General features: G+C 77.0%; 22 protein-coding genes. 13 read left to right on the forward strand and 9 right to left on the reverse strand.

What is annotated here, in order from left to right:
• Positions 1-1548: heme peroxidase family protein (locus VER05_RS18930; protein WP_324846860.1), on the forward strand; the 1548-nt coding region annotated here is incomplete at its 5' end.
• A gap of 25 nt (positions 1549-1573) precedes the next feature.
• Here VER05_RS18930 and VER05_RS18935 read toward each other — a convergent pair.
• The 3 genes from VER05_RS18935 to VER05_RS18945 all read right to left on the reverse strand — a co-directional run bounded on the left by VER05_RS18935 (position 1574) and on the right by VER05_RS18945 (position 5250).
• A complete protein-coding gene (locus VER05_RS18935) occupies positions 1574-2647 on the reverse strand; it encodes a YihY/virulence factor BrkB family protein (RefSeq protein WP_324846861.1) in 1074 nt (357 codons plus the stop codon).
• Between the two features lie 91 nt (positions 2648-2738).
• Positions 2739-3167, reverse strand: a complete 429-nt coding sequence (locus VER05_RS18940; protein ID WP_324846862.1) for a winged helix-turn-helix domain-containing protein — start codon at positions 3165-3167, stop codon at positions 2739-2741.
• 262 nt (positions 3168-3429) lie between these two features.
• Positions 3430-5250, reverse strand: a complete 1821-nt coding sequence (locus VER05_RS18945; RefSeq protein WP_324846863.1) for a metallophosphoesterase family protein — start codon at positions 5248-5250, stop codon at positions 3430-3432.
• A 98-nt stretch (positions 5251-5348) separates the two neighbouring features.
• Here VER05_RS18945 and VER05_RS18950 point away from each other — a divergent pair, with 98 nt between their 5' ends.
• From VER05_RS18950 to VER05_RS18960, 3 genes are all read left to right on the forward strand, one after another.
• Positions 5349-6323 (forward strand): cation transporter, encoded by a 975-nt coding sequence (locus VER05_RS18950; RefSeq protein ID WP_324846864.1) that lies wholly within the window; start codon positions 5349-5351, stop codon positions 6321-6323.
• Positions 6324-6551: 228 nt separating this feature from the next.
• Positions 6552-7685 (forward strand): cytochrome P450, encoded by a 1134-nt coding sequence (locus VER05_RS18955; RefSeq protein WP_324846865.1) that lies wholly within the window; start codon positions 6552-6554, stop codon positions 7683-7685.
• A 295-nt stretch (positions 7686-7980) separates the two neighbouring features.
• Positions 7981-8373 carry a PASTA domain-containing protein gene (locus VER05_RS18960; protein WP_324846866.1) on the forward strand — a complete coding sequence of 131 codons (393 nt, stop codon included), beginning with the start codon at positions 7981-7983 and terminating at the stop codon, positions 8371-8373.
• A 300-nt stretch (positions 8374-8673) separates the two neighbouring features.
• Here the strand turns inward: VER05_RS18960 and VER05_RS18965 are convergent, their stop codons facing one another.
• The gene (locus VER05_RS18965) at positions 8674-9438 is read right to left on the reverse strand and encodes a fructosamine kinase family protein (RefSeq protein ID WP_324846867.1); all 765 of its coding nucleotides are present in this window, start codon (positions 9436-9438) and stop codon (positions 8674-8676) included.
• A gap of 54 nt (positions 9439-9492) precedes the next feature.
• On the opposite strand from VER05_RS18965, the gene VER05_RS18970 reads away from it, so the two are divergent.
• The 5 genes from VER05_RS18970 (at position 9493) to VER05_RS18990 (ending at position 16111) form a co-directional block, all read left to right on the forward strand.
• Positions 9493-10578, forward strand: a complete 1086-nt coding sequence (locus VER05_RS18970; RefSeq protein WP_324846868.1) for an aminoglycoside phosphotransferase family protein — start codon at positions 9493-9495, stop codon at positions 10576-10578.
• Positions 10579-10753: 175 nt separating this feature from the next.
• Complete coding sequence (gene ald, locus VER05_RS18975) at positions 10754-11872, forward strand: alanine dehydrogenase (protein WP_324846869.1); 1119 nt, start codon at positions 10754-10756, stop codon at positions 11870-11872.
• 59 nt (positions 11873-11931) lie between these two features.
• The gene (locus VER05_RS18980; protein ID WP_324846870.1) at positions 11932-12519 is read left to right on the forward strand and encodes a GNAT family protein; all 588 of its coding nucleotides are present in this window, start codon (positions 11932-11934) and stop codon (positions 12517-12519) included.
• A gap of 8 nt (positions 12520-12527) precedes the next feature.
• Positions 12528-14609, forward strand: coding sequence for a M3 family metallopeptidase (locus tag VER05_RS18985; protein WP_324846871.1), 2082 nt, complete (start codon positions 12528-12530; stop codon positions 14607-14609).
• A gap of 152 nt (positions 14610-14761) precedes the next feature.
• Complete coding sequence (locus tag VER05_RS18990) at positions 14762-16111, forward strand: M20/M25/M40 family metallo-hydrolase (protein ID WP_324846872.1); 1350 nt, start codon at positions 14762-14764, stop codon at positions 16109-16111.
• Positions 16112-16192: 81 nt separating this feature from the next.
• Here the strand turns inward: VER05_RS18990 and VER05_RS18995 are convergent, their stop codons facing one another.
• Positions 16193-16438: a DUF5703 family protein gene (locus VER05_RS18995; RefSeq protein ID WP_147796572.1), complete on the reverse strand. Its 246-nt coding sequence runs from the start codon at positions 16436-16438 to the stop codon at positions 16193-16195.
• Between the two features lie 62 nt (positions 16439-16500).
• Between VER05_RS18995 and VER05_RS19000 the strand changes: the two genes are divergently transcribed.
• Positions 16501-16818: a primosomal protein gene (locus tag VER05_RS19000; protein ID WP_324846873.1), complete on the forward strand. Its 318-nt coding sequence runs from the start codon at positions 16501-16503 to the stop codon at positions 16816-16818.
• 53 nt (positions 16819-16871) lie between these two features.
• Here VER05_RS19000 and VER05_RS19005 read toward each other — a convergent pair whose 3' ends face one another.
• Positions 16872-17834, reverse strand: a complete 963-nt coding sequence (locus tag VER05_RS19005; protein ID WP_324846874.1) for an aldo/keto reductase — start codon at positions 17832-17834, stop codon at positions 16872-16874.
• 112 nt (positions 17835-17946) lie between these two features.
• Between VER05_RS19005 and VER05_RS19010 the strand changes: the two genes are divergently transcribed.
• Positions 17947-18828: an undecaprenyl-diphosphate phosphatase gene (locus VER05_RS19010; RefSeq protein ID WP_324846875.1), complete on the forward strand. Its 882-nt coding sequence runs from the start codon at positions 17947-17949 to the stop codon at positions 18826-18828.
• Positions 18829-18858: 30 nt separating this feature from the next.
• On the opposite strand, the gene VER05_RS19015 is transcribed toward VER05_RS19010, so the two are convergent.
• Positions 18859-19848 (reverse strand): CorA family divalent cation transporter, encoded by a 990-nt coding sequence (locus VER05_RS19015; protein ID WP_324846876.1) that lies wholly within the window; start codon positions 19846-19848, stop codon positions 18859-18861.
• Between the two features lie 148 nt (positions 19849-19996).
• Here VER05_RS19015 and mshC point away from each other — a divergent pair, with 148 nt between their 5' ends.
• A complete protein-coding gene (mshC, locus tag VER05_RS19020) occupies positions 19997-21259 on the forward strand; it encodes a cysteine--1-D-myo-inosityl 2-amino-2-deoxy-alpha-D-glucopyranoside ligase (protein ID WP_324846877.1) in 1263 nt (420 codons plus the stop codon).
• A gap of 43 nt (positions 21260-21302) precedes the next feature.
• Here mshC and VER05_RS19025 read toward each other — a convergent pair whose 3' ends face one another.
• Together VER05_RS19025 and VER05_RS19030 are read right to left on the reverse strand one after the other, a co-directional pair.
• A complete protein-coding gene (locus VER05_RS19025; protein ID WP_324846878.1) occupies positions 21303-21800 on the reverse strand; it encodes a hypothetical protein in 498 nt (165 codons plus the stop codon).
• 83 nt (positions 21801-21883) lie between these two features.
• Positions 21884-22747: a PAC2 family protein gene (locus VER05_RS19030; RefSeq protein ID WP_324846879.1), complete on the reverse strand. Its 864-nt coding sequence runs from the start codon at positions 22745-22747 to the stop codon at positions 21884-21886.
• Between the two features lie 50 nt (positions 22748-22797).
• Between VER05_RS19030 and VER05_RS19035 the strand changes: the two genes are divergently transcribed.
• A complete protein-coding gene (locus VER05_RS19035; RefSeq protein ID WP_414647660.1) occupies positions 22798-24501 on the forward strand; it encodes a bifunctional 3'-5' exonuclease/DNA polymerase in 1704 nt (567 codons plus the stop codon).
• Positions 24502-24532: the final 31 nt, after the last annotated feature.

Consider the following 24532-nt stretch of genomic DNA (forward strand, 5'->3'; position numbering starts at 1 on the left):
CAGGCGCGCGCCTCGGACTTCGGCTACCTGTTCGCCGACCTGGTGGGCGACGCCGAGGCCCACCTGCCGTCGGCCGACCCGCCGCAGGTGATCGCGCTGCTCCGCCGCCTCGGCGGTGCGATGGCCGAGCCGGCCGCCAGCCCGGCCCCGCCGTCGACGATCCCGGCGGCCTACACGTACTGGGGCCAGTTCATCGACCACGACCTCACGCTCGAGGACTCGGCGGACCCGCGGCTGCAGCAGCCGGCGATCGCGGACCCGGGGCTGCGGCCCGTCGACGCGGACACCGTGCGGCACGCGCTCGGCAACGCCCGGCAGCCGTACCTCAACCTGGACTCGGTCTACGGCGACGGGCCCGACGGCGACCGGTCGGCGGCGTTCTACGACGGGCCGTTCCTGCGGGTGGGCACCCTCGCGGCGCCCGCGCCGGGCCAGCCGGTGCCGGCGGCCACCGACCCCGCCGCCCGCGACCTGCCCGGCCGGCACCCGGTGACCGACCCGGCGACCGGCCGGACGCAGTTCCCGGCGACGATCGGCGACTCCCGCAACGACGAGAACCTGGTCGTCGGGCAGCTGCACACGGCCTACCTGCGGTTCCACAACGCGGTGGTGACCGCGATCCGCACGGCGGAGCCGGGCCTGTCCGACGCCGACCTGCTGGCCCGGGCGCAGCAGTTCGTCCGGCACACCCACCAGTGGCTGATCGTGCACGACTACCTGCGCACGGTGACCGTGCCGGGGACGGTCGACTGGGTGCTGTCCGAGCTCAAGGGGCTGTACCTGCAGCGGTTCCCGGCCAAGCGCGGGCCGGTCATGCCGCTCGAGTTCTCCGTCGCGGCGATCCGGTTCGGGCACTCCCAGGTCCGGAACGCCTACGACTACAACCGCAACTTCGGCGACCCGGGCTTCGTCGCGCCGCGGGCCACGCTCGACCAGCTGTTCCAGTTCACCGGGCGCGGCGGGTTCATCGGCGGCGCGCAGACGCTGCCGGAGAACTGGGCGATCGAGTGGGACCGGTTCGTCGACAAGGGCGACCCGGACCCGCGGCACTTCGCCCGGGCGATCGACACCCAGCTCGCCGACGACCTGTCGGTGATGCGGAACGAGCCCCGGGACCTCGCGGGCATCCAGGAGCACCTGGCCAAGCGGAACCTGCTGCGCGGCTACCTGCTCGGCGTGCCGACGGGGGAGGCCGTGGCCCGCGCGCTGCGGATCCGCCCGCTGACCCGCGCCGAGCTGCTGCGCGGGGCGCCGGCCGGAGTGCGGTCCGCGCTGACCAGCCCGGAGCTCACCGGGCGCACGCCGCTCTGGTACTACGTGCTCAAGGAGGCCGAGGTCCTGACGTCGGGCAACTCGCTCGGGCCCGTCGGCAGCCGGCTGGTCGCCGAGACGATCATCGGCCTGATGCGGCACGACCCCGAGTCGTTCCTCACCAGCGTCCCGGCCTGGGGGACCGGGCCGGTGCCGGTCGTGCCGGGCGGGAACGGCGCCCGCACGATCGGCGGCCTGGCCGACCTGCTCGACGTCGCGGGGGTGACGGCGGCCTGAGCCCGGGCGCGGGCCGAGGGGGCCGTCAGCGCGGCGGGCGCGTCCGGCGCGCCTCGCGCAGCAGCCGGCCGCGACGCACGTCCTCCTCGGCCTTGGCCCGCTTCTTGTCGCTCGCGCGGGTGTCCCGCGGCGGCAGCTGGATCGTGCGCTCGGCCTCGATCCCGCCCTGGAGCTCCCGGCCGCGCTCGATCTCGGCGTCCAGCTCGGCGCCGAACAGCAGCGCCAGGTTGGTGATCCACAGCCACAGCAGCAGGACGATGGCGCCGGCGAGCGAGCCGTAGGTGCTGCCGTACGACCCGAAGTTCGCGACGTAGAACCCGAACCCGACGGAGGCCAGGATCCAGACGACGACGGCGACCAGCGCGCCCACGCTCATCCAGCGGAACTTCGGCTGCCGGACGTTCGGCGTGAAGTAGTAGAGGATCGCGACCGCGACGATCACCAGCAGCAGCACGACGGGCCACTTGGCGATGTTCCAGGCGGTGACCGCGACCGAGCTCAGCCCGATCGCGTCGCCCACGGTCCGCGCGATGCCGCCCGACAGCACGACGGCCACCGTGATGATCACGGCGAACAGGACCAGCACGAGCGTGACCAGGAGCAGCACCGGGCGCAGCTTCCAGATCGGCCGGCCCTCGTCGATCTCGTAGACCCGGTTGATGCCGCGGCTGAACGCGGTCACGTAGCCGGAGGCGGACCACAGCGCGACCACCAGCGAGATGACGAACGTCAGGCCGGCGCCGGGGGAGTTGGTGAGGTTCTCCAGGATCGGCTGGAGCGTCTTCTCGGCCTGGTCCTGCCCGATCAGGCCCGTCGCCGTCTCGACCAGCCGCTGGACGAGCTGCTGCCCGTCGCCCACCAGGCCGAGGATCGACACCACGGCCAGCAGCCCCGGCGCGATCGCCAGCACCGCGTAGTAGGTCAGCGCGGCGGCCAGGTCGGTGCACTGGTCGTGGTTGAACTCGCGGGCCGTGGTGCGCAGCACGTACTTCCACGACCGCTTGGTCAGGTCGTCGGGCGAGTCCGGCTTGCGCGGGTCGTCCGGCGCGGGGGCGTCGGCGCGCTCGGTGCTCGTCTGCTCGTCGTCGGTGTGGGCCACGGGGACCTCCAGGGGCGTGCGGGGGTGTTCCGAGCGCCAGCGTCACCCGCCGGCGCCCGGCCCGCCACAGGAGGGCGACCCGCCGGGCCCCTCAGGCCACGACGCGCAGGCCGTCCAGGGCGTTGAGGCGGTAGCCGACGCCGCGCACGGTCGCGATGAGGCCACCCAGCCCCGACTTCGCGCGGACCCGGCGCACGTGGACGTCGACGGTCCGGGTGCGGTCGGACAGGTCCTGGCTGCGCCAGGCGCCGTCGTACAGCTCGTCGCGGCTCACGACGCGGCCGGCGGAGCGGGCCAGGTAGGCGACCAGGTCGAACTCCTGGCGGGTCAGGTCGACGTCCGCGCCGTCGACCACGAGGCGGCGGGCGGGCAGGTCGACCACGACGGCGGGGGTCAGCGGCAGGGCGGCCAGCAGCTCCTCGAACCGGCGGAGCCCGGCCCGGGTCGGCAGGTCGGGCGCCGGCGCGGCGGCCGGGTGGCCGGCGGTGCGGGCGGGCGTGGCAGGGGTCAGGACGCTCACGGGGGTGCTCCTCGGGGGTCCGCCGCTCGCGGGCGGCGGGGCGGGACGTCGACGTCCCGCGCGGATCTGACGGCAGGGGGAGGCGGTCAGGCCCGACAGAGCGGACACGCGCAGGCGCGCCGCAGGGAGCGGCACGTCGGGAGCGCGGTGGTCATGGTCGCGAGTGTGGCACGGGCCGCCGCGCAGCCGCACGGGTCAGCCGCCCCCGTCTCAGGGGGCGGACGGACGTGTCGCGGGGCGGCCGGGACCGGCAGGGGCGGGGTCAGCCCGCCGCGGGTTCCGTGGCGGCGCCGGTCGGGGTCGCCGTCGGGCCGGTCCCGGCCGCGCCGTCGTCCTCGTCGTCGGGCAGCGGGACGACGGCCGGCCAGCGCTCCGGGTCGTGCACGACCGCGCTCGCGTCCGTGCCGATCTCCACCAGCTGCCAGTCGAGGATCTCGCGCGTGGTGGGGTCCCAGCGCAGCAGGGTCATCTCCGCCGTGCCCTTGAGCGGGCCGATCCGGGGCTCGTTCTCCTGCGCGCCGGCGGTCGACGAGGAGATGTACCGGATGCCCTCGCCGATCTGCTCGGGGTCCGTGCGGGTGTGCATGTGCCCGGACAGCAGGGCGGGCACGCAGCCGTCGGCGAGCATCGCCGGGGCCGCCCGCGGGTTGTGGAACATCACCAGGTCGACGCCGTCGGGGTCCTCGCAGGCGACCTCGGACAGCCGGGTGCCCACCTCGGCGTACGACTCGTCCTGGGTCTGCGTCTGGATCAGGCGGGTGGCCTTCGGGTCGTGGTCGCCCAGGATCCGCAGGCCCCGCACGTCGATCACGCCGCCGTCCAGCACCGTCGCACCCGCGCGGGCGTACTGGGCGGTGGTCTCGGCCGAGTCGTGGTTGCCCGGCGCGGTGATGAGGTCGACCCCGTCCGGGATCGCCCTTGCGAAGGTGGTCACGCAGTACTGCTCGACCGAGGTGCCGTTCATCGTGGTGTCGCCGGCGTCGAGCACGACCTGGGCGCCGGACATCTCGGTGAGGGAGGTGATCAGCGGCGCCATGCCGACGTTGCAGTGCAGGTCGGAGATCAGGAGCAGGGTGAGCGGCTCCGCCTCCTCGTCGGTGGACTCCGCGGGAGTCGGCGAGGGCGAGCCGCCCGGGCCGGCGGTGGCGGTGGCGCCCGGGGCGGCGCCGCCGCCGGCCGCGTCGCCCTGGCCGGCGTCCGCGCCCGCGCCGGCGTCCTCGTCCGCCGCCGCCTCGGCGTCCCGCCGGGTCTCCCAGTCGCCCCAGGCCGCGACGAGCGCGTCGTCGGCCTGGTCGTAGAACTCCTCGTTCTCCCGGAACGCCTTGACCACCAGGCCGCCGTAGGTGTCGACGATGCCGCCCAGCCGGCCGGTGATCCGCGCGCCCTCCAGCGGCGTCCCGTCGAACACGGCCGACGCGGTCTGCGAGACCGTCCGCTCCGCGGCGTCGCCCCGCTCGCTCGCCGTGACCAGCGTGCCGACGAGCACCACCGCCAGCCCGCCCGCCGTGAGCTGCGCCGTGTGCGGCGCGAGCCGGTCCACGAGCTCCTCCCGCCGCCCCGGGCCGAGGAGCCAGCGCCCCGCGAACCACAGCGCGACGAGCACGACGAGCGCGCCCAGCGTCCGCCACAGCGCGTTCGCGACGAGCGCCCGCGCCGCGTCCTCGATGGTGGCCTGCGGCCCGGTGAAGAACTGCAGGTAGGAGTTCAGGTCCCCGGTGAGGGCCTGCAGGGTGTCGATGTCGTGCAGCGCGTCGACGTCGGCCGGGATCTCCTCGACCGTGACGCGCGCGCCGAGGCCGAGCGGCAGCGGCGAGTCGATCTGCAGCGTGCCGAACGGCCCCAGGTCGATCGTCACCGTCGCGTCCGTCGTGACGTCGTACCGGGCCTCGTGCGGGCCGAGGCTGGACTCCGCGGTCGCCGTCGTCACGCCGAACACCAGCGCGGCGAGCAGCGCGACGAGCGCGAGCAGGCCGTGCAGCAGCCACCGGCGGCGTCGGCCGGCGCGCGCGGGGCGGGCGGGACCGGCGGGTCGGGCGGGCGGCGCGGCCGCGGGGGTCTCGGGGGCGTCGTCGGGTGCGGGCATCCCGACGAGCGTAGACGGGACCGCGACGCGCCGTCCTGCGGTCCCCCCGGCACCCGCCCGGCCGTGCGGGCGGGACGGCGCTGTGCTAGTCCGGGACCATGACCAGCCCCGTCACCACGCCGGACGGCCCGCGCGCCCCGGCGGACGGCCACGCCGAGAGCACCCTCACCGTGGTCGTCGCCTTCGCCGCCAACGCGCTGATCGCCGTGGCCAAGACCGTGGCGGCGGTGCTCACCGGCGCCGCCTCCATGCTCGCCGAGGCGGCGCACTCCTGGGCCGACACCGGCAACGAGGTCTTCCTGCTCGTCGCGCAGCGCCGCGCGGCGCGGGCGCCGGACCGGGCGCACCCCCTGGGCTACGGGCGCGAGGTCTACGTGTGGTCGCTGTTCGCGGCGATCGGCCTGTTCGCGGTCGGCGCGGGCGTCTCCATCACGCACGGCGTCCAGGAGCTCGTGCACCCGGAGCCCGCGTCGTCCTACGTCGTCGCGTACGTCGTGCTCGGCGTCGCCTTCCTCCTGGAGGGGACGTCGTTCCTGCAGGCCTGGCGGCAGGCGCGCCGGGCGGCCGCGCGCCGGGACATGGACCTGTGGGACCACGTCCTCGCCACGTCCGACCCGACGGTCCGGGCGGTGTTCTTCGAGGACGCCGCGGCGCTGGTCGGCCTCGTCATCGCGGGCACGGGCATCGCGCTGCACCAGATCACCGGCTCGCCGGTCCCGGACGCGATCGGCTCGATCCTGGTCGGCGTGCTGCTGGCGGTCGTCGCCGTGCTCCTCATCGACCGGAACCGGCGGTTCCTGGTGGGGGAGACCGCCGACCCGGCGCTCCAGGGCGCGGCCGTGCGGGCGCTGCTCGGGATGCCCGAGGTGGCCCGGGTGACCCAGCTCCGGCTCGAGGTGGTCGGGGCGCGGCAGCTGTTCCTGGTCGGCGCCGTCGACCTGGCCGGCAACCTCGCCGAGGACGAGGCGTCGCACGTGCTCGCCTCGGTCGAGCGGCAGGTGACCGCGGTGCCGGGCGTCGTCGGGGCGGTGCTGTCGCTGTCCGAGCCGGAGGAGGCCGCGCTGACCCCGTGACGCCCCGCAGCACGCCCGCCGCACCCCACCCCCGGAGGACCCGCATGCCCCTCGCCCCCGCCGTCAGCCCGCGCACTCCCGTCGACCTGGGCCGGGGCCGGTCCGCTCGTCGCGCAGGGCGCGATCGTCCGCCGGCCGCGCGCGACCGCCCGGGCCGAGCGCCGGCAGACCGACCGGTCCGCCGGCGCGCTGCTGCGCGACCTGCGGCGGGAGCACGGCGGCGCGCCCGTGGTGCTCCGGCTGGGCCCGCGCCGCCTCGTGCTCCCGCTCGACGCCGGGGACGTGGGCGCGCTGCTCGCGGGGTCGCCGGAGCCGTTCAGCCCGGCCACCGTCGAGAAGCGCGCGGCGCTCGGCCACTTCGAGCCCGACGGCGTGCTGATCTCGCCGACCGGGCGGCGGCCCGCCCGGCGGCTGCTCAACGAGCAGGCGCTCGACACCTCCGAACCGGTGCACCGGGACGCCGCCGCCCTGCTGGCGGCGGTGGACCGGGAGGCCGGCGCGCTGCTGGCGGAGGTGGACCGCGCCGGCGTCCTCGACTGGAAGACGTTCGCCCCGGCGTTCTGGCGCACCGTCCGGACCGTCGTGCTGGGGGAGTCCGCGCGGGACGACGACCGGATCACCGACGTGCTCGGGACGCTCCGCCGGGCCGCCAACTGGGCCTACCTGCACCCGCGCCGACCCCGGCTGCGCGCGGAGTTGGCGGACCGGCTGCACGCCTACGTCCGCCGCGCCGAGCCCGGGAGCCTGATCGCGCACGCCGCCGCCGCGCAGGCGGACCGGGGCGTCGACCCCGCCGGGCAGGTGCCGCAGTGGCTGTTCGCGTTCGACGCGGCCGGCGCCGCGGTGCTGCGCGCCCTCGCGGTCGCCGCCGCGCGCCCGGCGGTGCGGGACCGGCTGCGGGCCGAGGCCGCCGCGGGGGCCGCCCTGCAGCCGTACGCGCGGGCGGCGGTGCTCGAGTCGGTCCGGCTGTGGCCGACGACCCTGGTCGTGCTGCGGGACAGCACCGCGCCGACCACCTGGGGCGACCGCGAGCTCCCGGCGGGCACGAGCTTCGCCGTCGTGAGCGCGCACGTGCACCGCGACCCCGAGCGGCTCGACTTCGCCGACGCCTGGGCGCCGGAGGCGTGGCTGGACGGGCGGGCCGACGCGGACTGGGGCCTCGTCCCGTTCAGCGGCGGCCCCGTGTCCTGCCCGGGCCGGAACGTCGTCCTGCTCGTCGCCGGCCGGCTGCTGGCCCGGCTGGCGGAGGCCGACCTGGTGTTCCCCCGCGCCCGCCACCTCGCCACGGACCCGCTGCCGGCGACGTTCGACCACTACGGCGCGCGGTTCCGCACCGCCGCCCGGGCCCGGGCGGCGGCCTGACGCACCCGCCCGGGGTGCGCGCGCGGGTGAATCCCTGCGCCGTCCGGGCGTCGGCGCTGGTGGCTGCGTCACAGATCGCCGACATACGGACGAAACCTGTCGGTCGACAGGCGTAGGCTGTGGGCCGAGGGCGCGTCGCCCGCCGGGGCACGTCCCGGGCGGCCGCTCGACTGCCGACGACGGCCGCCTGCGAGCCGCAGCGCGGAGCGTTCGCCCGTCCCGCGCCCTCCGCGGCGACCGGCGACCCCGGGGACCGCGGTCCGTGACGCACCGCAACAGCCCAGGAGGGCCCTCGATGAACATGTCCATCGCCCGAGCCGGTCGTCGGACCACGCGCACCCTCAGCGTGGCCGCCGCCGCCGTCGCGACGGTCTCCCTGCTCGCCGCCTGCGCCTCCTCCGAGGGCAGCACGTCGGCGGGCTCGGCCTCCGACGACACCACCACCGCGTCGTCCGAGTCCCAGGACGTCCAGGTCATCGACCAGACCAACCTGCTGCTCGCGACCGCGCAGGAGACCCTCGAGGCCCGCGGCCTCGAGGTCCAGGCCGCCGACGCGTCGGGCCAGGGCCGCCCGATCGACGACCCGACCCAGTGGGTCGTCGTCACCCAGGACCCGACGTCGGGCTCGGTCGAGCGGGGCACCGAGGTCACCCTCACGGTCCGCATGACCACCGACCCGGTGGGCTGACCGGAATAAACGCTGGCGCCGCCGCGCTGGACGGGGTGAGACTCAGAGCTCCCGGTCCGCGCGGCGGTGCAGCATCCCGCCGCGGAGGGACCGGCCCGGACGCGGAGCACGCGCCCCTCGTGAGGGGTGGACGGACGCGGGACGGGTGGCTCGTCACCGACGGCCCTCAACGAGGCCGGGGCGGATCAGGTCGCGCGGGAGAAGGACAAGCGGGCGCGGCGGACGGTGGCGTACAGGTGCTGACCCGCCCGGGCGGGGCCACGGGCCCCGCCGGGCGCAGGGCCCGCCACGCGCGGGCCCTCAGACGTAGGGCGCCGCGAGCCGGCGCAGCTGGGCGGCGTACCCGCCGCCGAACAGCACGGCGTGCATGCCGACCGGGTACACCTGGTGCAGCGCGACGCGGTGCTGCCACCCGCGGCGCAGCGGGTGCACCTCCTGGTAGGCGTCGAGGACGTCGGTGAGGTGCGGGCAGCCGAACAGCGCGAGCATCGCGAGGTCGGACTCCCGGTGGCCGCCGTGCGCCGCCGGGTCGATCAGCGTCGCGCCGGTCGGCGTCCACAGCACGTTGCCCGACCAGAGGTCGCCGTGCAGCCGCGCGGGGCCGTCGTCGTCGTCCCAGTCGCCCGCGCGCAGCCGGTCCGCGAGCCGACGCAGCAGCGCGACGTCGTCCGGCCCGAGCGCCCGGCGCCGCTCCGCCGCCGCGGCCAGCGGCTCGACCCGGCAGTCGGCGAGGAACGCGCCCCACCGCTCGTGGTCGCCCGCCGGCATCGGCAGCGGCTGGTCCAGCGGGCCGAAGAACCCGTCGCCCGACCACCCGTCCGGCGGGCTGCCGAACCGGCGCGCCCCGGCGTCGTGCGTGACGGCCAGCCCCCGGCCGAGGTCGCGGGCCGCGCGGCGGGACGGCGCGACCTCCGTCAGCGCGGCCAGGTCCAGGTGGTCCGCGCCCACGCCCAGCACCTCGACGACCGGCGCGCCTCCCCGCACCCGGAGCCAGCGCAGCCCCGCCGCCTCGCACGCGAAGAACCCCGGCGGCGCGCCCGCGCGGCGCTTCCGGTACGTGTCCATGCGGCCTCCTCCGCGCGGGGAGGGCGCGGGCGCGGTCCGGCTAGCCTGGCGTCCGTGCCCCCCGACGCTGAGCCGATCCTGCTGAGCGGGGCCCGCGCGCCGGGGGAGGCGCGCCGTGCCGGCGGGAGCGGCGTCCGGGGGCGGCCCGGTCCCGTGCTGCCCGCCGCCCTGCTCGCCGGCGCGGGCCGCACGCCCGAGGGCGCCGCGTGGCTCACCCGCCTGCCGGGGCTCGTCGACCGCGCGGTCGACCGCTGGGGCCTCGCGCTCGGCGAGCCGTTCCGATCCGGCTCGGCCTCCTGGTGCGCGCCCGCCCGCGACGCCGCCGGACGGGACCTGGTCCTCAAGGTGTCGTTCCCGCACGACGAGGCCCGGGACGAGGCGGCCGTGCTGCGCGCCTGGGGCGGGCGCGGGGCGGTCCCGCTGGTCGACGCGCACCCGGACGACTGGGCGCTGCTGCTCGGGCGCGCGCGGCCGGGCACGCCGATGCGCGCCGTCCGCACGCCGGTGGCGCGGCGGCTGGCCGAGGCGGCCGACGTGCTCCGCGCGCTGCACGCCGCGCCCGCGCCGGCGGGGCTGCCCGCGCTGGCGGACGTCGGGCCGCGGCTGGCGGACGTCGCGGCGGAGCGGGCCGGTCGGGCGGTGCACGCCGGGGTCCCGCTGGACCGGGGGCTGCTGCGGGCGGCGGAGGCGACGCTGCGCGGGGCGGGGGCCGGGGCCGGGGCCGTCGCCACGCTGCACGGCGACCTCAACCCGGGCAACCTGCTCCTGGCCGCGGGCACCGAGGACACCGCGGACGCCGCGGGCGTCGCGGGTGCCGGGGGAGCGCGCTGGGTCGCGCTCGACCCCAAGGCGCTGTCCGGCGACCCGGGCTACGACCTCTGGCCGCTGCTCGAGCAGGTCGCCGACCCGTGGCGCACCGGCGACCCCGTGCGGACCCTGCGGCAGCGGCTCGTCCTCGTCGCCGACCGTGCCGGCCTGGACGCCGCGGGCGCCGCGCGGTGGGCCGTCGCCCGCGGGACGGAGGCGGCGCTCTGGGCGTGGCAGCACGGCGGCGGCCGGCCCGCCGCGGCGCGGGAGGTCGACCGCGGCCTCGCCCGGGCGCGGGACTGGGCGCGCGTCGCGGACCGGCTGGCGGGCTGACCCTGCCCGCGCCGGCGCGCAGGAGCCGCGCGCCGCGGGCGACCGCGCGCGCCGGTGCCTACCCTGGCCCCGACGGACCGCGAGCGCGGCGACCCCGCCGGGCGGCCCGTCGCCGCAGGACCGACGTGCGCCCGACCGGCGCGCGCCGCGCCACGCCACGCCCCAGGAGGCTGCGATGAGGGTCGGGATCCCCGCCGAGGTCAAGAACCACGAGTACCGCGTCGCCATCACCCCCGCCGGGGTGCACCAGCTCGCCGCCGCCGGGCACGAGGTGCTGGTGCAGGCCGGCGCCGGGCGCGGCTCCGCGATCACCGACGAGCAGTACGCCGCCGCCGGCGCGACCGTCGTCGACGGGGCCGCCGCGGTCTGGGGCGGCGCCGACCTGGTGTGCAAGGTGAAGGAGCCGGTGCCGTCCGAGTACGGGTACCTGCGCGACGACCTGGTGCTGTTCACCTACCTGCACCTCGCCGCGGACCGCCGGCAGACCGACGCGCTGCTGGCCGCCGGCACCACCGCGATCGCCTACGAGACGGTCCAGCTGCCCGACCGCTCGCTGCCGCTGCTCGCCCCGATGAGCGAGGTGGCCGGCCGGCTCGCCGCGCAGGTCGGCGCGTACCACCTGATGCGCAGCGCGGGCGGCTCCGGCCGGCTGCTCGGCGGGGTCCCGGGCGTCGCGCCGGGGCGGGTGGTCGTGATCGGCGGCGGCGTGGCCGGGCAGCACGCCGCGGAGGTCGCGCTCGGGATGCGCGCCGACGTCACCGTGCTGGACGTGTCCGTCCCGCGGCTGCGCGAGCTGGACACCGCGTTCGGCGGCCGGGTGCGCACCCTCGCGTCGTCCGCGTACGCGGTCCGGGAGGCGGTCGCCGACGCGGACCTGGTCGTCGGGGCCGTGCTGGTGCCGGGGGCGCGCGCGCCGAAGCTCGTCACCGACGACATGGTCGCCGCGATGCGGCCGGGCTCGGTGCTGGTCGACGTGGCGGTCGACCAGGGGGGCTGCTTCGAGTCCAGCCGGCCGACCACGCACGACGACCCGACGTTCGCGGTGCACGACGCGGTGTTCTACTGCGTCGCCAACATGCCGGGCGCGGTGCCGGTCACCGCCACGCAGGCGCTGACCAACGCCACGCTGCCCTACCTCACCGCCCTCGCGGCGCGCGGCTGGCGGGAGGCGCTGGCGGCCGACCCGGCGCTGGCGGCGGGGCTCGCCACGCACGCCGGGCGGCTCTACCACGCGGGCGTCGGCGCGGCCCACGGGCTGCCGGTCGCCGATCCCGGGGTCGTGCTGGCGGCCTGACCAGCGGCGACGGACGAAATGCCGGGACCCGCGCCCGGCGTCCGTGGCAGGGTGGGCCGATGGAGATCTTCGAGCTGACGGACGGCGTCGTCGTCCTGCGCGCGCCGGGCCCCGCCGACGTCGACCGGATCGACGCGCTCTGCCAGGACCCGGCGATCCAGGAGTGGACGACCGTGCCGAGCCCGTACGCGCGGGCGGACGCCGAGTCCTTCGTGACCGGGTACGTCGCGGACGGCTGGGCGCGGGGCACCTCGTGCAACTGGGCCGTGCGCGACGCGGCGGACGACGCGCTGCTCGGCATGGTCGGGCTCGGGATGGAGGGCGCGGGCTCCGCCGAGATCGGCTACTGGCTGGCGCCCGAGGCCCGCGGCCGGGGCCTGATGTCCCGCGCCGTGGACCTCGTGCTCGACGCGGCGTTCGGCCGGCTGGACCTGGTCCGGGTGTCCTGGCGGGCCTACGTCGGCAACGGCCCCTCGCGCGCCGTCGCCGAGCGGGCCGGGTTCCGGGTCGAGGGGGAGCTGCGCCTGGGCGCCGTGCAGCGCGGCGTCCGCCGGGACGAGTGGCTCGGCAGCCTGCTCGCCACCGACGTCCGGCCCCGGCGTGTCGGCGAGCGCTCTCCGGCGGCTGCCTCGGGCAACGAGGGATGATGGCGGGCATGAGCACCCCCACCACCCTGGACGCGGACAACCCGTTCGCCGCCCCGTCCGCGCTGCCGTACGGCCTGCCCGACTTCGCCGCGATCCGCGAGGAGCACCACCGGCCCGCGCTGCTCGCCGGCATGGCGGAGCAGCGCGCCGAGGTCGAGGCCATCGCCGCCTCCGCCGACGCCCCGACCGTCGAGAACACCCTGGACGCGCTCGAGCGCTCCGGGCGCCTGCTGCACCGCGCGGCCATCGTGTTCTTCAACCAGTCGTCGGCCGACTCGACCCCCGGGCTCGAGGCGCTGGAGGAGGAGGTCGCGCCGCTGCTCGCCGCGCACAGCGACGCCATCTACCTGGACCGCCGGCTGTTCGCGCGCCTCGAGGCGCTGCGCGCCGCGGCCGAGGCCGGCGACCTGGAGCTCGCCCCGGACACCGCGTGGCTGCTGCACCGCCAGCACACCCAGTTCGTGCGGGCCGGCGTGCGGCTGGACGACGCCGCCCAGTCCCGGCTGCGCGAGCTGAACGCCGAGATCACCCGCCTCGAGACCGTGTTCGGCCGGCAGCTCCTCGCCGAGACCAACGACTCCGCGGTGCTCGTCACCGACGAGGCCGAGCTCGACGGCCTGCCCGAGGACGCGCGCGCGGCCGCCGCCGAGGCCGCCGCCCGCCGCGGGCACGAGGGCGCCTGGCTGATCGACCTGATCCTGCCGACCCAGCAGCCGGCGCTGGCCCAGCTCACCGACCGCGCGCTGCGCGAGCGGCTGCACACCGCGTCGGTCGCCCGCGGCGGCCGCGGGGGCGAGCACGACACCCGCGCCACGCTGCTGGCGCTCGCGCGCCTGCGGGCCGAGCGCGCCCGCCTGCTCGGGTACGAGCACCACGCCGCGTACATCGCCGAGGACGCCACGGCGAAGACCCCCGAGGCCGTCGCCGACATCCTCGGCCGGCTCGCGCCCGCCGCCGTCGCGAACGCCCGGGCCGAGGCCGCCGACCTGGCCGAGGCGCTGCGCCGCGACGTCCCCGGCGCGACCCTCGAGGCCTGGGACTGGGCGTACTACGCCGAGCAGGTCCGCAAGGAGCGCCGCTCGCTCGACGACTCCTCCCTGCGCCCGTACCTGGAGCTGGACCGCGTGCTCCACGACGGCGTGTTCCGCGCCGCCGGGGAGCTGTACGGCCTGACCTTCACCGAGCGCGCCGACCTGGTCGGCTACCACCCGGACGTCCGGGTGTTCGAGGTGACCGACGCCGACGGGACCGGCCTGGGCCTGTTCCTCGGCGACTACTGGACCCGCGATTCCAAGCGCGGCGGCGCGTGGATGAACAACCTGGTCGACCAGTCGACGCTGCTCGGCGAGGCGCCGGTCGTGGTGAACAACCTCAACATCCCGAAGCCGCCGGCCGGCCAGCCGACGCTGCTCACCTGGGACGAGGTCATCACGCTGTTCCACGAGTTCGGCCACGCGCTGCACGGCCTGTTCTCCGCGGTGCGGTACCCGTCGCAGTCCGGCACCGACGTGCCGCGCGACTTCGTCGAGTACCCCTCGCAGGTCAACGAGATGTGGGCCTGGGAGCCGGCGATCCTGCGCGCGTACGCGGTGCACCACGTCACCGGCGAGCCGATGCCGCAGGAGTGGGTGGACACCCTGATCGCCGCCCGGCAGGACGGCGAGGGCTTCGCCACGACCGAGTACCTGGCGGCGGCGCTGCTCGACCAGGCCTGGTACCGGCTGGCGCCCGAGGACGTGCCGACGGACGTCGAGCAGGTCGTGCCGTTCGAGGCCGCCGCGCTGGAGGCCGCCGGCATCGCGTTCGCGCCGGTGCCGCCGCGGTACCGCACGACGTACTTCAACCACGTGTTCGGCGGCGGCTACTCCGCCGGGTACTACTCGTACATCTGGTCCGAGGTCCTGGACGCGGACACGGTCACCTGGTTCGAGGAGAACGGCGGCCTGCGCCGGGAGAACGGCGACACGTTCCGGGCGAAGCTCCTCTCGCGCGGCGGCTCGGTCGACCCGATGCAGGCGTTCCGCGACCTGCGCGGCCGCGACCCGGAGATCGCCCCGCTGCTGGCCCGCCGGGGCCTGACCTCGGCCTGAGCGGCCCGCCTCCTGCCGCCGAGATAGGGCCTGCGCGCCGAGGGAGGACCGTCCCCGGCCCTATCTCGGCGTGACGGTCCTACCTCGGCGCGGGGTGCGGGCGGAGTGGACGCGCGGGCCGGGCGCGCCCGTGCGGCCGGTAGCGTGGGGGCATGACCGACGCACCCGCCGCCCCGCCCGCCGACCAGCACGACACCGCGGCGGCCGAGGGCGAGGTCGTGCGGATCGCGCAGGAGCTCATCCGGTTCGACACGTCGAACTACGGCGACGGCTCCGGCCCCGGCGAGCGCTCCGCCGCCGAGCACGTCATGGCCCTGCTGCACGAGGTCGGCCTCGACCCCGAGCTGATCGAGTCCGCCCCGGGCCGCGCGAACGTCGTGGTGCGCCTCGCGGGCGAGGACGGCAGCCGCCCGGCGCTGGTGCTGCACGGCCACACCGACGTCGTCCCCGCCGAGGCGAAGGACTGGAAGGTCGACCCGTTCGCCGGCGAGGAGTTCGACGGCATGGTCTGGGGCCGCGGCGCCGTGGACATGAAGGGCATGGACGCGATGATCCTGGCGGTCGTCCGCCAGATGGTCCGCGAGGGGCGCCGCCCGGCCCGGGACGTGGTCGTCGCCATGTTCGCCGACGAGGAGGCGGGTGGGAGGTACGGCGCGCGGCACCTCGTCGACCACCGCCCCGACCTGTTCGAGGGCGCCACCGAGGCCGTCTCCGAGGTCGGCGGGTTCTCCGTCGACGTGCAGGGCCGCCGCGCCTACCTGCTGCAGACCGCCGAGAAGGGCATCGCCTGGCTCCGGCTGGTGGCGGACGGCACCGCGGGCCACGGCTCGGCGGTCAACCCCGACAACGCCGTGACCGAGCTCGCCAGCGCGATCGCCCGGATCGGCGCCTACCAGTGGGACACCCGGCTCACCCCGACGGTGCTCGCGCTGCTCGAGGGCGTCGCCGACCTCACGGGCCTGCCGCTCGACGTCGACGACCCGCTGGCGATCGACCGGCTGATCGGCGCGCTCGGGCCGGCCCGGCGGTTCGTCGGGTCGTCGATCCGCACGCTGGCCAACCCGACCCAGCTGCACGCCGGCTACAAGACCAACGTCATCCCGGGCCGCGCCACCGCGACCGTCGACGTCCGGCCGCTGCCCGGCGACCACGAGGCGGTGCTGGCGAAGGTCCGCGAGCTCGCCGGCCCGCACGTGCGGGTGGAGCCCGAGCACCTGGACATCGGCCTGGAGGTCCCGGCCACCGGCTCGCTGGTCGACACGATGACCGACGTGCTGCGCGCGCAGGACCCGGGGGCCGTCGTCCTGCCGTACATGCTCTCGGCCGGCACGGACAACAAGTCGCTCGCCCGGCTCGGCATCGAGGGCTACGGCTTCGCGCCGCTGCGGCTGCCGGCCGACCTCGACTTCACCGCGCTGTTCCACGGCGTCGACGAGCGCGTCCCGGCGGACTCGCTCCGGTTCGGCGTCCGCGTGCTGGACGGGCTGCTGCGCGAGGCGTGACCCGCCCCGCGCCCGGCCCGTGGGACGCCGGCCGCCGTGGGAGCCACGACCTGAGGCGGCGAGCCCGCGGGGTTCCGGTCGTCAGTCGCCCAGCGCGCCGAGCGTGGACCGGACCCGGATGATCCGGCGCCGCAGCCACACCTTCCGCTCGCCGCCCGCGTAGAGGAGGGTGCGGGCCAGCTCCCAGCGGCCGTACTCCGCCTGCTCCGTGAGCAGGCGTCGGGCGTCGCCGCGGCTGGTCGTCCGGGGGATCGTGAGGACGCGGTACTCGTACTGCCGCGCCTGCTCCGGGCCGCCCGGGCGTCCCGAGCGCGTCGTGCCTGCCATGCCCACCGCCTTCCGATCGGGTCGTGGTGCCATTGTGCCTGGTGCGGCGCTACGGTCATCGCATGGCTATCGACCCGCGCGCGGCACTGGACCGCCTCATCGCAGCACTCGAGGCGCACTACACCGCCGTGTCCACCCGGCGGGGCGAGGACGACCCCGCCGTCGACGACGCGTACGACGTGCTCGCGGACGCGTTCGAGGTCTACGACGACGCGCTCGGCACCGTGCACGGGGAGGCCACGCCGTTCTACCTCGCGGAGGAGGACGACGAGGACGACGAGCACGAGGACGACGACGAGGACGACGACTACGACGCGGACGACCTGCCCGAGGAGTCCGACGAGGACGACGACGAGCACGACGGCGCGCTGCACGGCTGACGCCGGGCGGGCCGGCCCGGTGCGGCCGGTGCGCCCGCGCGCCGCGCGAGGCGTCAGCGCCGCTCGGGGTACCCGGTCGCCGGCGCGCTGACCTCGTCGAGCGCCCGCAGGATCTCCGGCGGCAGCTCGACGTCCTCCGCCGCGAGCGACGCGCGCAGCTGCGCGGGCGTCCGGGCGCCCACGACCGCCGAGGCGACCTGCGCGCGCACCCGGAGCCAGGCCAGCGCGACCTCGAGCGGCGCGCGGCCCAGCCCGTCGGCCGCGATGACCACCGCCTCGACGACCGCCGCCGCGACCGAGCCGAGGTACGGCTCCACGAACCCGGCCAGGTGCGGCGAGGCCGCACGGGAGTCCGCGGGCACGGTGCGCCGGTACTTGCCGGTGAGCACGCCGCGCCCGAGCGGCGACCAGGCGAGCACGCCGACGCCCAGGTCCGCCGCGGCCGGCAGCACCTCGCGCTCGATCCCGCGCTGCAGCAGCGAGTACTCCGCCTCGACCGCGGCCAGCCCCGGGTCGTCGCCGAGCAGCGTCGCGGCGCGCGCCACCTGCCAGCCCGCGTGGTTCGACAGCCCGACGTACCGGGCGCGGCCCGAGTCGACGGCCCGGCGCAGCGCGCTGACGGTCTCGGCCAGGGGCGTGCGCGGGTCGGGGGTCTGCACCAGGAACAGGTCGACGTGGTCGGTGCCGAGCCGGCGCAGGGAGGCGTCCAGGCCGTCCAGGAGCGCGCCGCGCGACGCGTCGACCACCCCGCCCTCCGGCGTGCGGCGGACGCCCGCCTTGGTGCAGAGCACGACCTCGTCGCGGGGGACCACCCGGCCGAGCAGCGACCCGAGCAGCTCCTCGGCGCCGCCGTCGGCGTACGACGCGGACGTGTCGACCAGCGTCCCGCCCGCCTCGGCGAAGTCGCGCAGCTGCTCGGCCGCGTCGTGCTCGTCGGTGTCCCTGCTCCAGGTCAGCGTCCCGAGTCCGAGGTGGGAGACCCGCAGGCCGGTCCGTCCGAGCTGGCGCTGTTCCATGCCGTGAGGGTATCCGGGCCGCCGGGTCGTCCGGGCACGGGGGTGACCAGCGGCTATCGTGGCGCCTCGTGGCAGCGCACCCGAGCACCCCGTCCCCGATCGGCACCGGCGCATGAGCGTCTGGGAGGCGATCGTCCTCGGCCTCGTCCAGGGGCTCACCGAGTTCCTGCCCGTGTCGTCCAGCGCGCACCTGCGGATCGTGGGCGAGCTGATCGGCTCCGGCGACCCGGGCGCGGCGTTCACGGCGATCACGCAGATCGGCACCGAGACCGCGGTCCTGCTGTACTTCCGGCGCGACATCGCGCGGATCTGCACCCACTGGTGGCGCGCGGTGCGCGGCGACCTCGGCGGCGACTGGCGGTCCCGCGTGGGCGCCCCCGTCGGCGGCACCCCGGACCGGGACGCGCAGATGGCCTGGTACATCGCGCTCGGCTCCGTGCCGATCGTCGTGCTCGGCCTGCTGTTCCAGGACGCGATCGAGGCGCCGTTCCGCAACCTGTGGCTGATCGTGCTGACCCTCACGGTGTTCGCGCTCGTCCTGGACTGGGCCGACCGGCGCAGCAGCAGCACCCGCGAGCTCACCGACCTGACCCCGCGGCACGCGCTGTACTTCGGGCTGGCGCAGGCGATGGCGCTCGTCCCGGGCGTCTCCCGCTCGGGCGGCACGATCACCGCCGGCCGCCTGATGGGCTACAGCCGGACGGCCGCGGCCCGGTACTCGTTCCTGCTCGCCATCCCGGCCGTGCTCGGCTCGGGGCTGTACCAGCTCGCCAAGAGCGTGGGCACCTTCGGAGAGGCCGGCACGCCCGGCGTCCTGCCGACGCTGATCGCGACGTTCATCGCGTTCGTCGTCGGGTACGTCGTGATCATCGGGTTCCTCAAGATCGTGTCGACGTACTCGTACCGGCCGTTCGTGATCTACCGGATCGGGCTCGCGGTCGTCGTCTCCCTGCTGCTGCTCACCGGCGTGCTGGACCCGCTCGCCGGGGCCTGACCCCGGGGCGCGCGGGCGCCGGGGGCGGCGTCACAGCCAGCCCGAGCGCTTGAACAGCCGGAACAGCAGCCCCGCGGCCGCGCCCATCAGGACGATCGACGCCGGGTACCCGAGCAGCCAGTGCAGCTCGGGCATGTGGTCGAAGTTCATCCCGTACACCCCGGCGATGAGCGTCGGCACGGCGATGATCGCCGCCCAGGCCGAGATCTTCCGCATGTCCTCGTTCTGCCGCACGGACACCCGGGACAGGTGCACGGACAGCATGTCGCCGAGCAGCGCGTCGTGGGCGTCGAGGTGGCGGTCGACCTTGGTCAGCACGGTGTCGAGCCGGCGCAGCCAGCGCATCGTGCGGGTCTCGCGCTGCGCGTCCTCCTGCTCCGCGACCAGGTCGGGGAACGCCGACAGCAGCGGCACCAGCGCGCGGCGCGCCTCGCCGATCTCCCGCTTGAGGTCGTAGACCACCTCGGCCGGGTCCTGCGCCTGCGGGCTGAACACGAGCTGCTCGACGTCGGCGACCGCCTCGCCGATGCCCATCTCGACGTCGCCGGCCCGCCGGACCAGCGCCATCAGCACCGCGGCGAACACGTGGCTCTCGCGGTCCTGCGGCAGGTGGTCGCCCTCGCCCAGGTGGTCCCGGACGTCGGCCAGCAGGGCGCCCGGCCCCTCCTCGGCGGTGATCGTGACCTCGTCCACCACGAGCGCCGCCCAGACGCCGGTCGTGACGTCGCGGGTGCTGCCGTCGTAGGCCAGCGTCGGGCTCACCAGGTAGCGGCCGCCGCCGGGCAGCCGGCGGAGCTGCGGGCGCCGCGGGTCGCCCGGGGCGGCGGGGCCGTGGTCGGCGACCGCGCGGTGCACCACCGACTCCGGGACGCCCGCCTGCCGCGCCGCGTCGGCCAGCAGGTCGAGCGAGTCGACGTGCACCCACGCCACCGGCGGCTCCGGTGCGGCCAGGAGGGCCAGCAGCCCGTCGGGGTCCGTCTCGGCCCAGCCGTCGCCCTGGTGCACCCACGCTCTCTCCACGGGGGCATTCTCCCGGCGCCACCCGCGGCCCGGGCCACCGACGCGCCGCCGCGGGCGCGCCGTGACCCGGACGGGGGAGCGGTGGCGTCCGTCACCCCGGCCCGGCCGCGGGCCGCCCCGCCCCGCGCCGGCCGGTACGCTCGACGCCGTGCTCACCTGGCCCGCCCCGCAGATCCCGCAGCTCCCCGGCCAGGGAGGCCCGGTGCGCGTGCGCGACACCTCGACCGGCGACCTGGTCGTCGCCGCCCCGGGCCCGGACGCCACGGTGTACGTCTGCGGCATCACGCCGTACGACGCGACCCACATGGGCCACGCCGCCACGTACGTCGCCTTCGACCTGCTGGTCCGCGGCTGGCTCGACGAGGGCAAGCGCGTCCGCTACGCGTCGAACGTCACCGACGTCGACGACCCGCTGCTGGAGCGCGCCGAGGCCACCGGCGTCGACTGGCGCGAGCTCGCCGCGGACCAGACCGCGCTCTACCTCGAGGACATGACCGCCCTCGGCGTCGTGCCGCCGGACGTCTACACCGGCGCCGTCGAGGCCGTGCCGGACGTCGTGGCCGCCGTCGAGGCCATGCTGGCCGCCGGCACCGCCTACGTCGTCGGGGCGCCCGACGCGCACGGTGCGGGCGCCGGGGACGTCTACGCCGACCTGTCCGCGGACCCGGCGTTCGGCCAGGTCGCCCGCCTCGACCGCGCCGAGATGCTCGCGCTGTTCGGCGAGCGCGGCGGCGACCCGGCCCGGCCCGGCAAGCGCGACCCCCTCGACCCGCTGCTCTGGCGGTCCGCGCGGCCCGGCGAGCCGTCCTGGGACGGCAACGGGCTCGGCGCCGGCCGACCGGGCTGGCACATCGAGTGCGCGGTCATCGCGCGCGACGGGATCGGCCTGCCGTTCGACGTCCAGGGCGGCGGCTCCGACCTCCGGTTCCCGCACCACGAGATGAGCACCTCGCACGCCCGGCTGCTCGACGCCGGCGAGGGCGCCCGCACCCACGTGCACACCGGCATGGTCGGCCTGCACGGGCAGAAGATGAGCAAGTCGCTCGGCAACCTCGTGCTGGTCTCCCAGCTGCGCGCGGACGGCGTCGACGCCATGGCCGTCCGGCTCGCCATCCTCGACCACCACTACGCGGCCGACTGGGAGTGGACCGACGAGGTCCTGCACGCCGCGCAGGCCCGGCTCGACCGGTGGCGCGCCGCCGTGTCCGGCAACGGCGGCCCCGCGTCGGCGGCCCTGCTCGCCGAGGTGCGCGCCGCCGTCGCCGACGACCTGGACGCGCCCCGCGCCCTGCGCGCCGTCGACGCCTGGGCCGACGCCTCGCTGGCCGGCGGTGCGGCGGCCGAGGTCGAGGAGGGCGCGCCGGGCGTGGTGGCCCGCGCCGTCAACGCGCTGCTGGGCGTGCGGCTCTAGCGGGTCCGCGCCCCCGCGGCGCCCGCGGGCGGCGGCCGGACGGCTACCCGCCGGTGAACATGCTGATCGCCAGCGGGGCGCCGGCCGCGTCACACGCGTCGCCGAGGTCGGCGGCGGCCTGCGACCACGCGGGTGAGCCCACCCCGGTCGACTCCGCGAACGTCCCGGCGGGGATGGCCGGGGCGGCCGCCTGCAGCGCGCCGATCGCCGCCAGCACGTCGGTGCCGCCACCGGAGGGCAGGCGGTCGAGCACGCGCGTCGCCAGCTTGTACCAGCCCTGCTGCTCCTGCGCCGCCATCCGGCCCTCGGCGAGGGCGACGTCCGCGTTCTCGACGATGGTCAGCACGTCGCCGAACGCGACGCAGGCGGCCGCGTCGTCCTCGGCCGCGTCCGCCGCTGCCGGTGCGGGCTGCTCGGCCGCGGTGCCCGCCGTGGCCCCCTCCCCGCCCCTCGCGTCCTCCCCGGACCCGGGGCTGCACGCCGCGAGCAGGGCGGCGCCCAGCACCACCGTCGACAGCACGGCCAGGCGTCTCGTCCGCATGGGCGCAGGCTAGCGGGGTCGAGGGCCCCCGGGAGGGCGGATCGACGTCGGGGCGGGGCCGCGGCGGCGGCCGGCCGCGCCGGTCAGCCGCCGGTGCCCTTGTCCCGCCGGCGGAGGTACCGCTCGAACTCCTGCGCGATCGCCTCGCCGGACGCCTCGGGGAGCTCGGCGGTGTCCTTCGCCTCCTCGAGCTGGTGCACGTACTCGGCGATCTCCGCGTCCTCGCTCGCCAGCTCGTCCACGCCGTCCTGCCACGCCGCGGCGTCCTCCGGCAGGTCGCCGAGCGGGATCGGCTCGCCGGTCAGGGCCTCGATCCGGTGCAGCAGCGCGAGCGTGGCCTTGGGCGACGGCGGGTGCGCGACGTAGTGCGGCACCGCCGCCCACAGCGACACCGTGCGCAGCCCGCGCGCGGCCGCCTCGTGCTGCAGCACCCCGACGATCCCGGTCGGGCCCTCGTAGGAGTTCGGCTCGAACCCCAGCGCCTCGCGCACCGCCTCGTCCTCGCTGGTGGCCGTGACCGGGATCGGGCGGGTGTGCGGCACGTCGGCCAGCAGCGCGCCCAGGGTCACGACCGTGGTCACCCGCAGCGTGGCGGCGATGTCCAGCAGCTCGCCGCAGTACCGGCGCCAGCGCATCGACGGCTCGATGCCGTGCACCAGCACCACCTGGCGGCGCGCGTTCGGGGTCGTGGCGACGGCCACCGCCGTCGTCGGCCAGGTGATCTCGCGGCGCCCGTCCTCGCCGGGGCCGATCACCGGGCGGTTCACCTGGAAGTCGTGGTACTCCTCGGGGTCCAGCTCGTCGACCTGCTCCGCGCCCCACGCCTCGTGCAGGTGCTCCAGGGCCTGGCTGGCCGCCGACCCGGCGTCGTTCCAGCCCTCGAAGGCCGCCAGGAGGATGGTCTCGCGCTCCGGGAGCCCCGCCGGTGCGTCTGCCTGCTCGGTCATCGGGCCAGCGTAGGACCCCGCGGCGCCCGATGTCGGACCGGGCGGGGAGAATGGGACGCGTGCCGCTCGTCCTCGTCGCCGTCGACCCGGACCGACCGGGCGGCGTCGTGCTGCGCGAGGCCCGGGACGCCGCCGCCGCGGAGGCCGGGGACGTCGGCCCGCCGGTGCCGGTCGCCGGGGACGACCTGCCGCGCGCCGTCGCCGAGCGCGAGGCGGCCGACCACCCCCGGTGGGTCTGGGACGACACCGAGCACTGGTACCCGGACCTGCTCGCCGCGGGCGTCCGGGTCGAGCGGGCGCACGACCTCCGGCTGTGCCGGACGATCCTGCGCGGGTCCACCCGGTGCGCGGCGACCGCGCTCGCGCGCGAGCCGGAGGGTCCGTGGGACCGCGCCGCCGCCGCGGGCGGGACCGGACCGCACGAGGCCGACGCGCCGAGCCTCTTCGACGCCCTGCCCGCCGCGGTCCCCGACGCGGCCCGGGACGTCGCCGCGGAGCTGTCCCGGCAGCTCGCGACGCTCACCGAGGCGGGCGACGACGGCCGGCTGCGGCTGCTGCTCGCCGCCGAGTCGACGGGCGCCCTGATCGCCGCCGAGATGCGGCACGACGGCCTGCCGTTCCGGCCCGACCTGCACGACGCCCTGCTGACAGGCCTGCTCGGGCCGCGCCCGCGGGACGGCGCCCGGCCCGAGCGGCTGGCCGCGCTGGCCGAGCGGGTGGGTGCGGCGCTCGACCGGCCGGGCCTGAACCCCGACTCGCAGCCCGAGCTGCTGCGCGCCCTGCGGGCGGCGGGCCTCGAGGTGGCGTCGACCCGGACGGCGGAGATCCGTGCGCTCGACCACCCGGTGCGCGAGCCGCTGCTGGAGTACAAGAAGCTCGCCCGGCTGCTGTCCGCCAACGGCTGGGCCTGGATGGACCGCTGGGTGCACGAGGGCCGGTTCCGGCCCGACTACGTGCCGGGCGGCGTCGTCACCGGGCGGTGGGCGAGCAGCGGCGGCGGCGCCCTGCAGCTGCCCGGCGTCATCCGCGACGCGGTGCGGGCCGACCCCGGCCGCCGGCTCGTCGTCGCCGACGCGGCCCAGCTGGAGCCGCGCGTCCTCGCCGCGATGTCCGGGGACGGCGCGATGGCCGCGGCGGGGCGCCAGGCCGACCTGTACGCCGCCGTCGTCGCGGCCGGCATCGTCGCCGACCGGCAGCAGGCCAAGTACGCCATGCTCGGCGCGATCTACGGGGCGACCACCGGCGCGAGCGCCGTCCTCATGCCCCAGCTCGGGCGGGCCTACCCGCGGGCCGTGGCGCTCGTCGAGGAGGCGGCGCGGGCCGGGGAGCGCGGCGAGCAGGTGACCACCTGGCTGGGCCGGTCCTCGCCCGCGCCGGGCGCCGCGTGGCTCGCCGCCCGGCAGGCCGCGTCCGCCGAGGGGGCCGCGCCGGAGGACGCCCGCGACGCCCGGCGCCGGTCGCGCGACTGGGGGCGGTTCACCCGGAACTTCGTCGTGCAGGGGACGGCGGCCGAGTGGGCGCTGTGCTGGATGGCGGTGCTGCGGCGCCGGCTGCTCGACCTGCCCGGGCGCCCGCACCTGGCGTTCTTCCTGCACGACGAAATCGTCGTGCACGCCCCGGCCGACGTCGCCGACCGGGTCGCCGAGGCCGTCCGGGAGTCGGCCGTGGAGGCGGGGCGGCTGCTGTTCGGGGCGACGCCGGTGGAGTTCGCGCTCGACGTCTCGGTGGTGGACAGCTACGCCGACGCCGTGTGATGCTGCGACTCGGTGTGTAGACAGGTCTACC

The organism is Cellulomonas sp. (assembly GCF_035634735.1).
Lineage (GTDB): Bacteria > Actinomycetota > Actinomycetes > Actinomycetales > Cellulomonadaceae > Cellulomonas.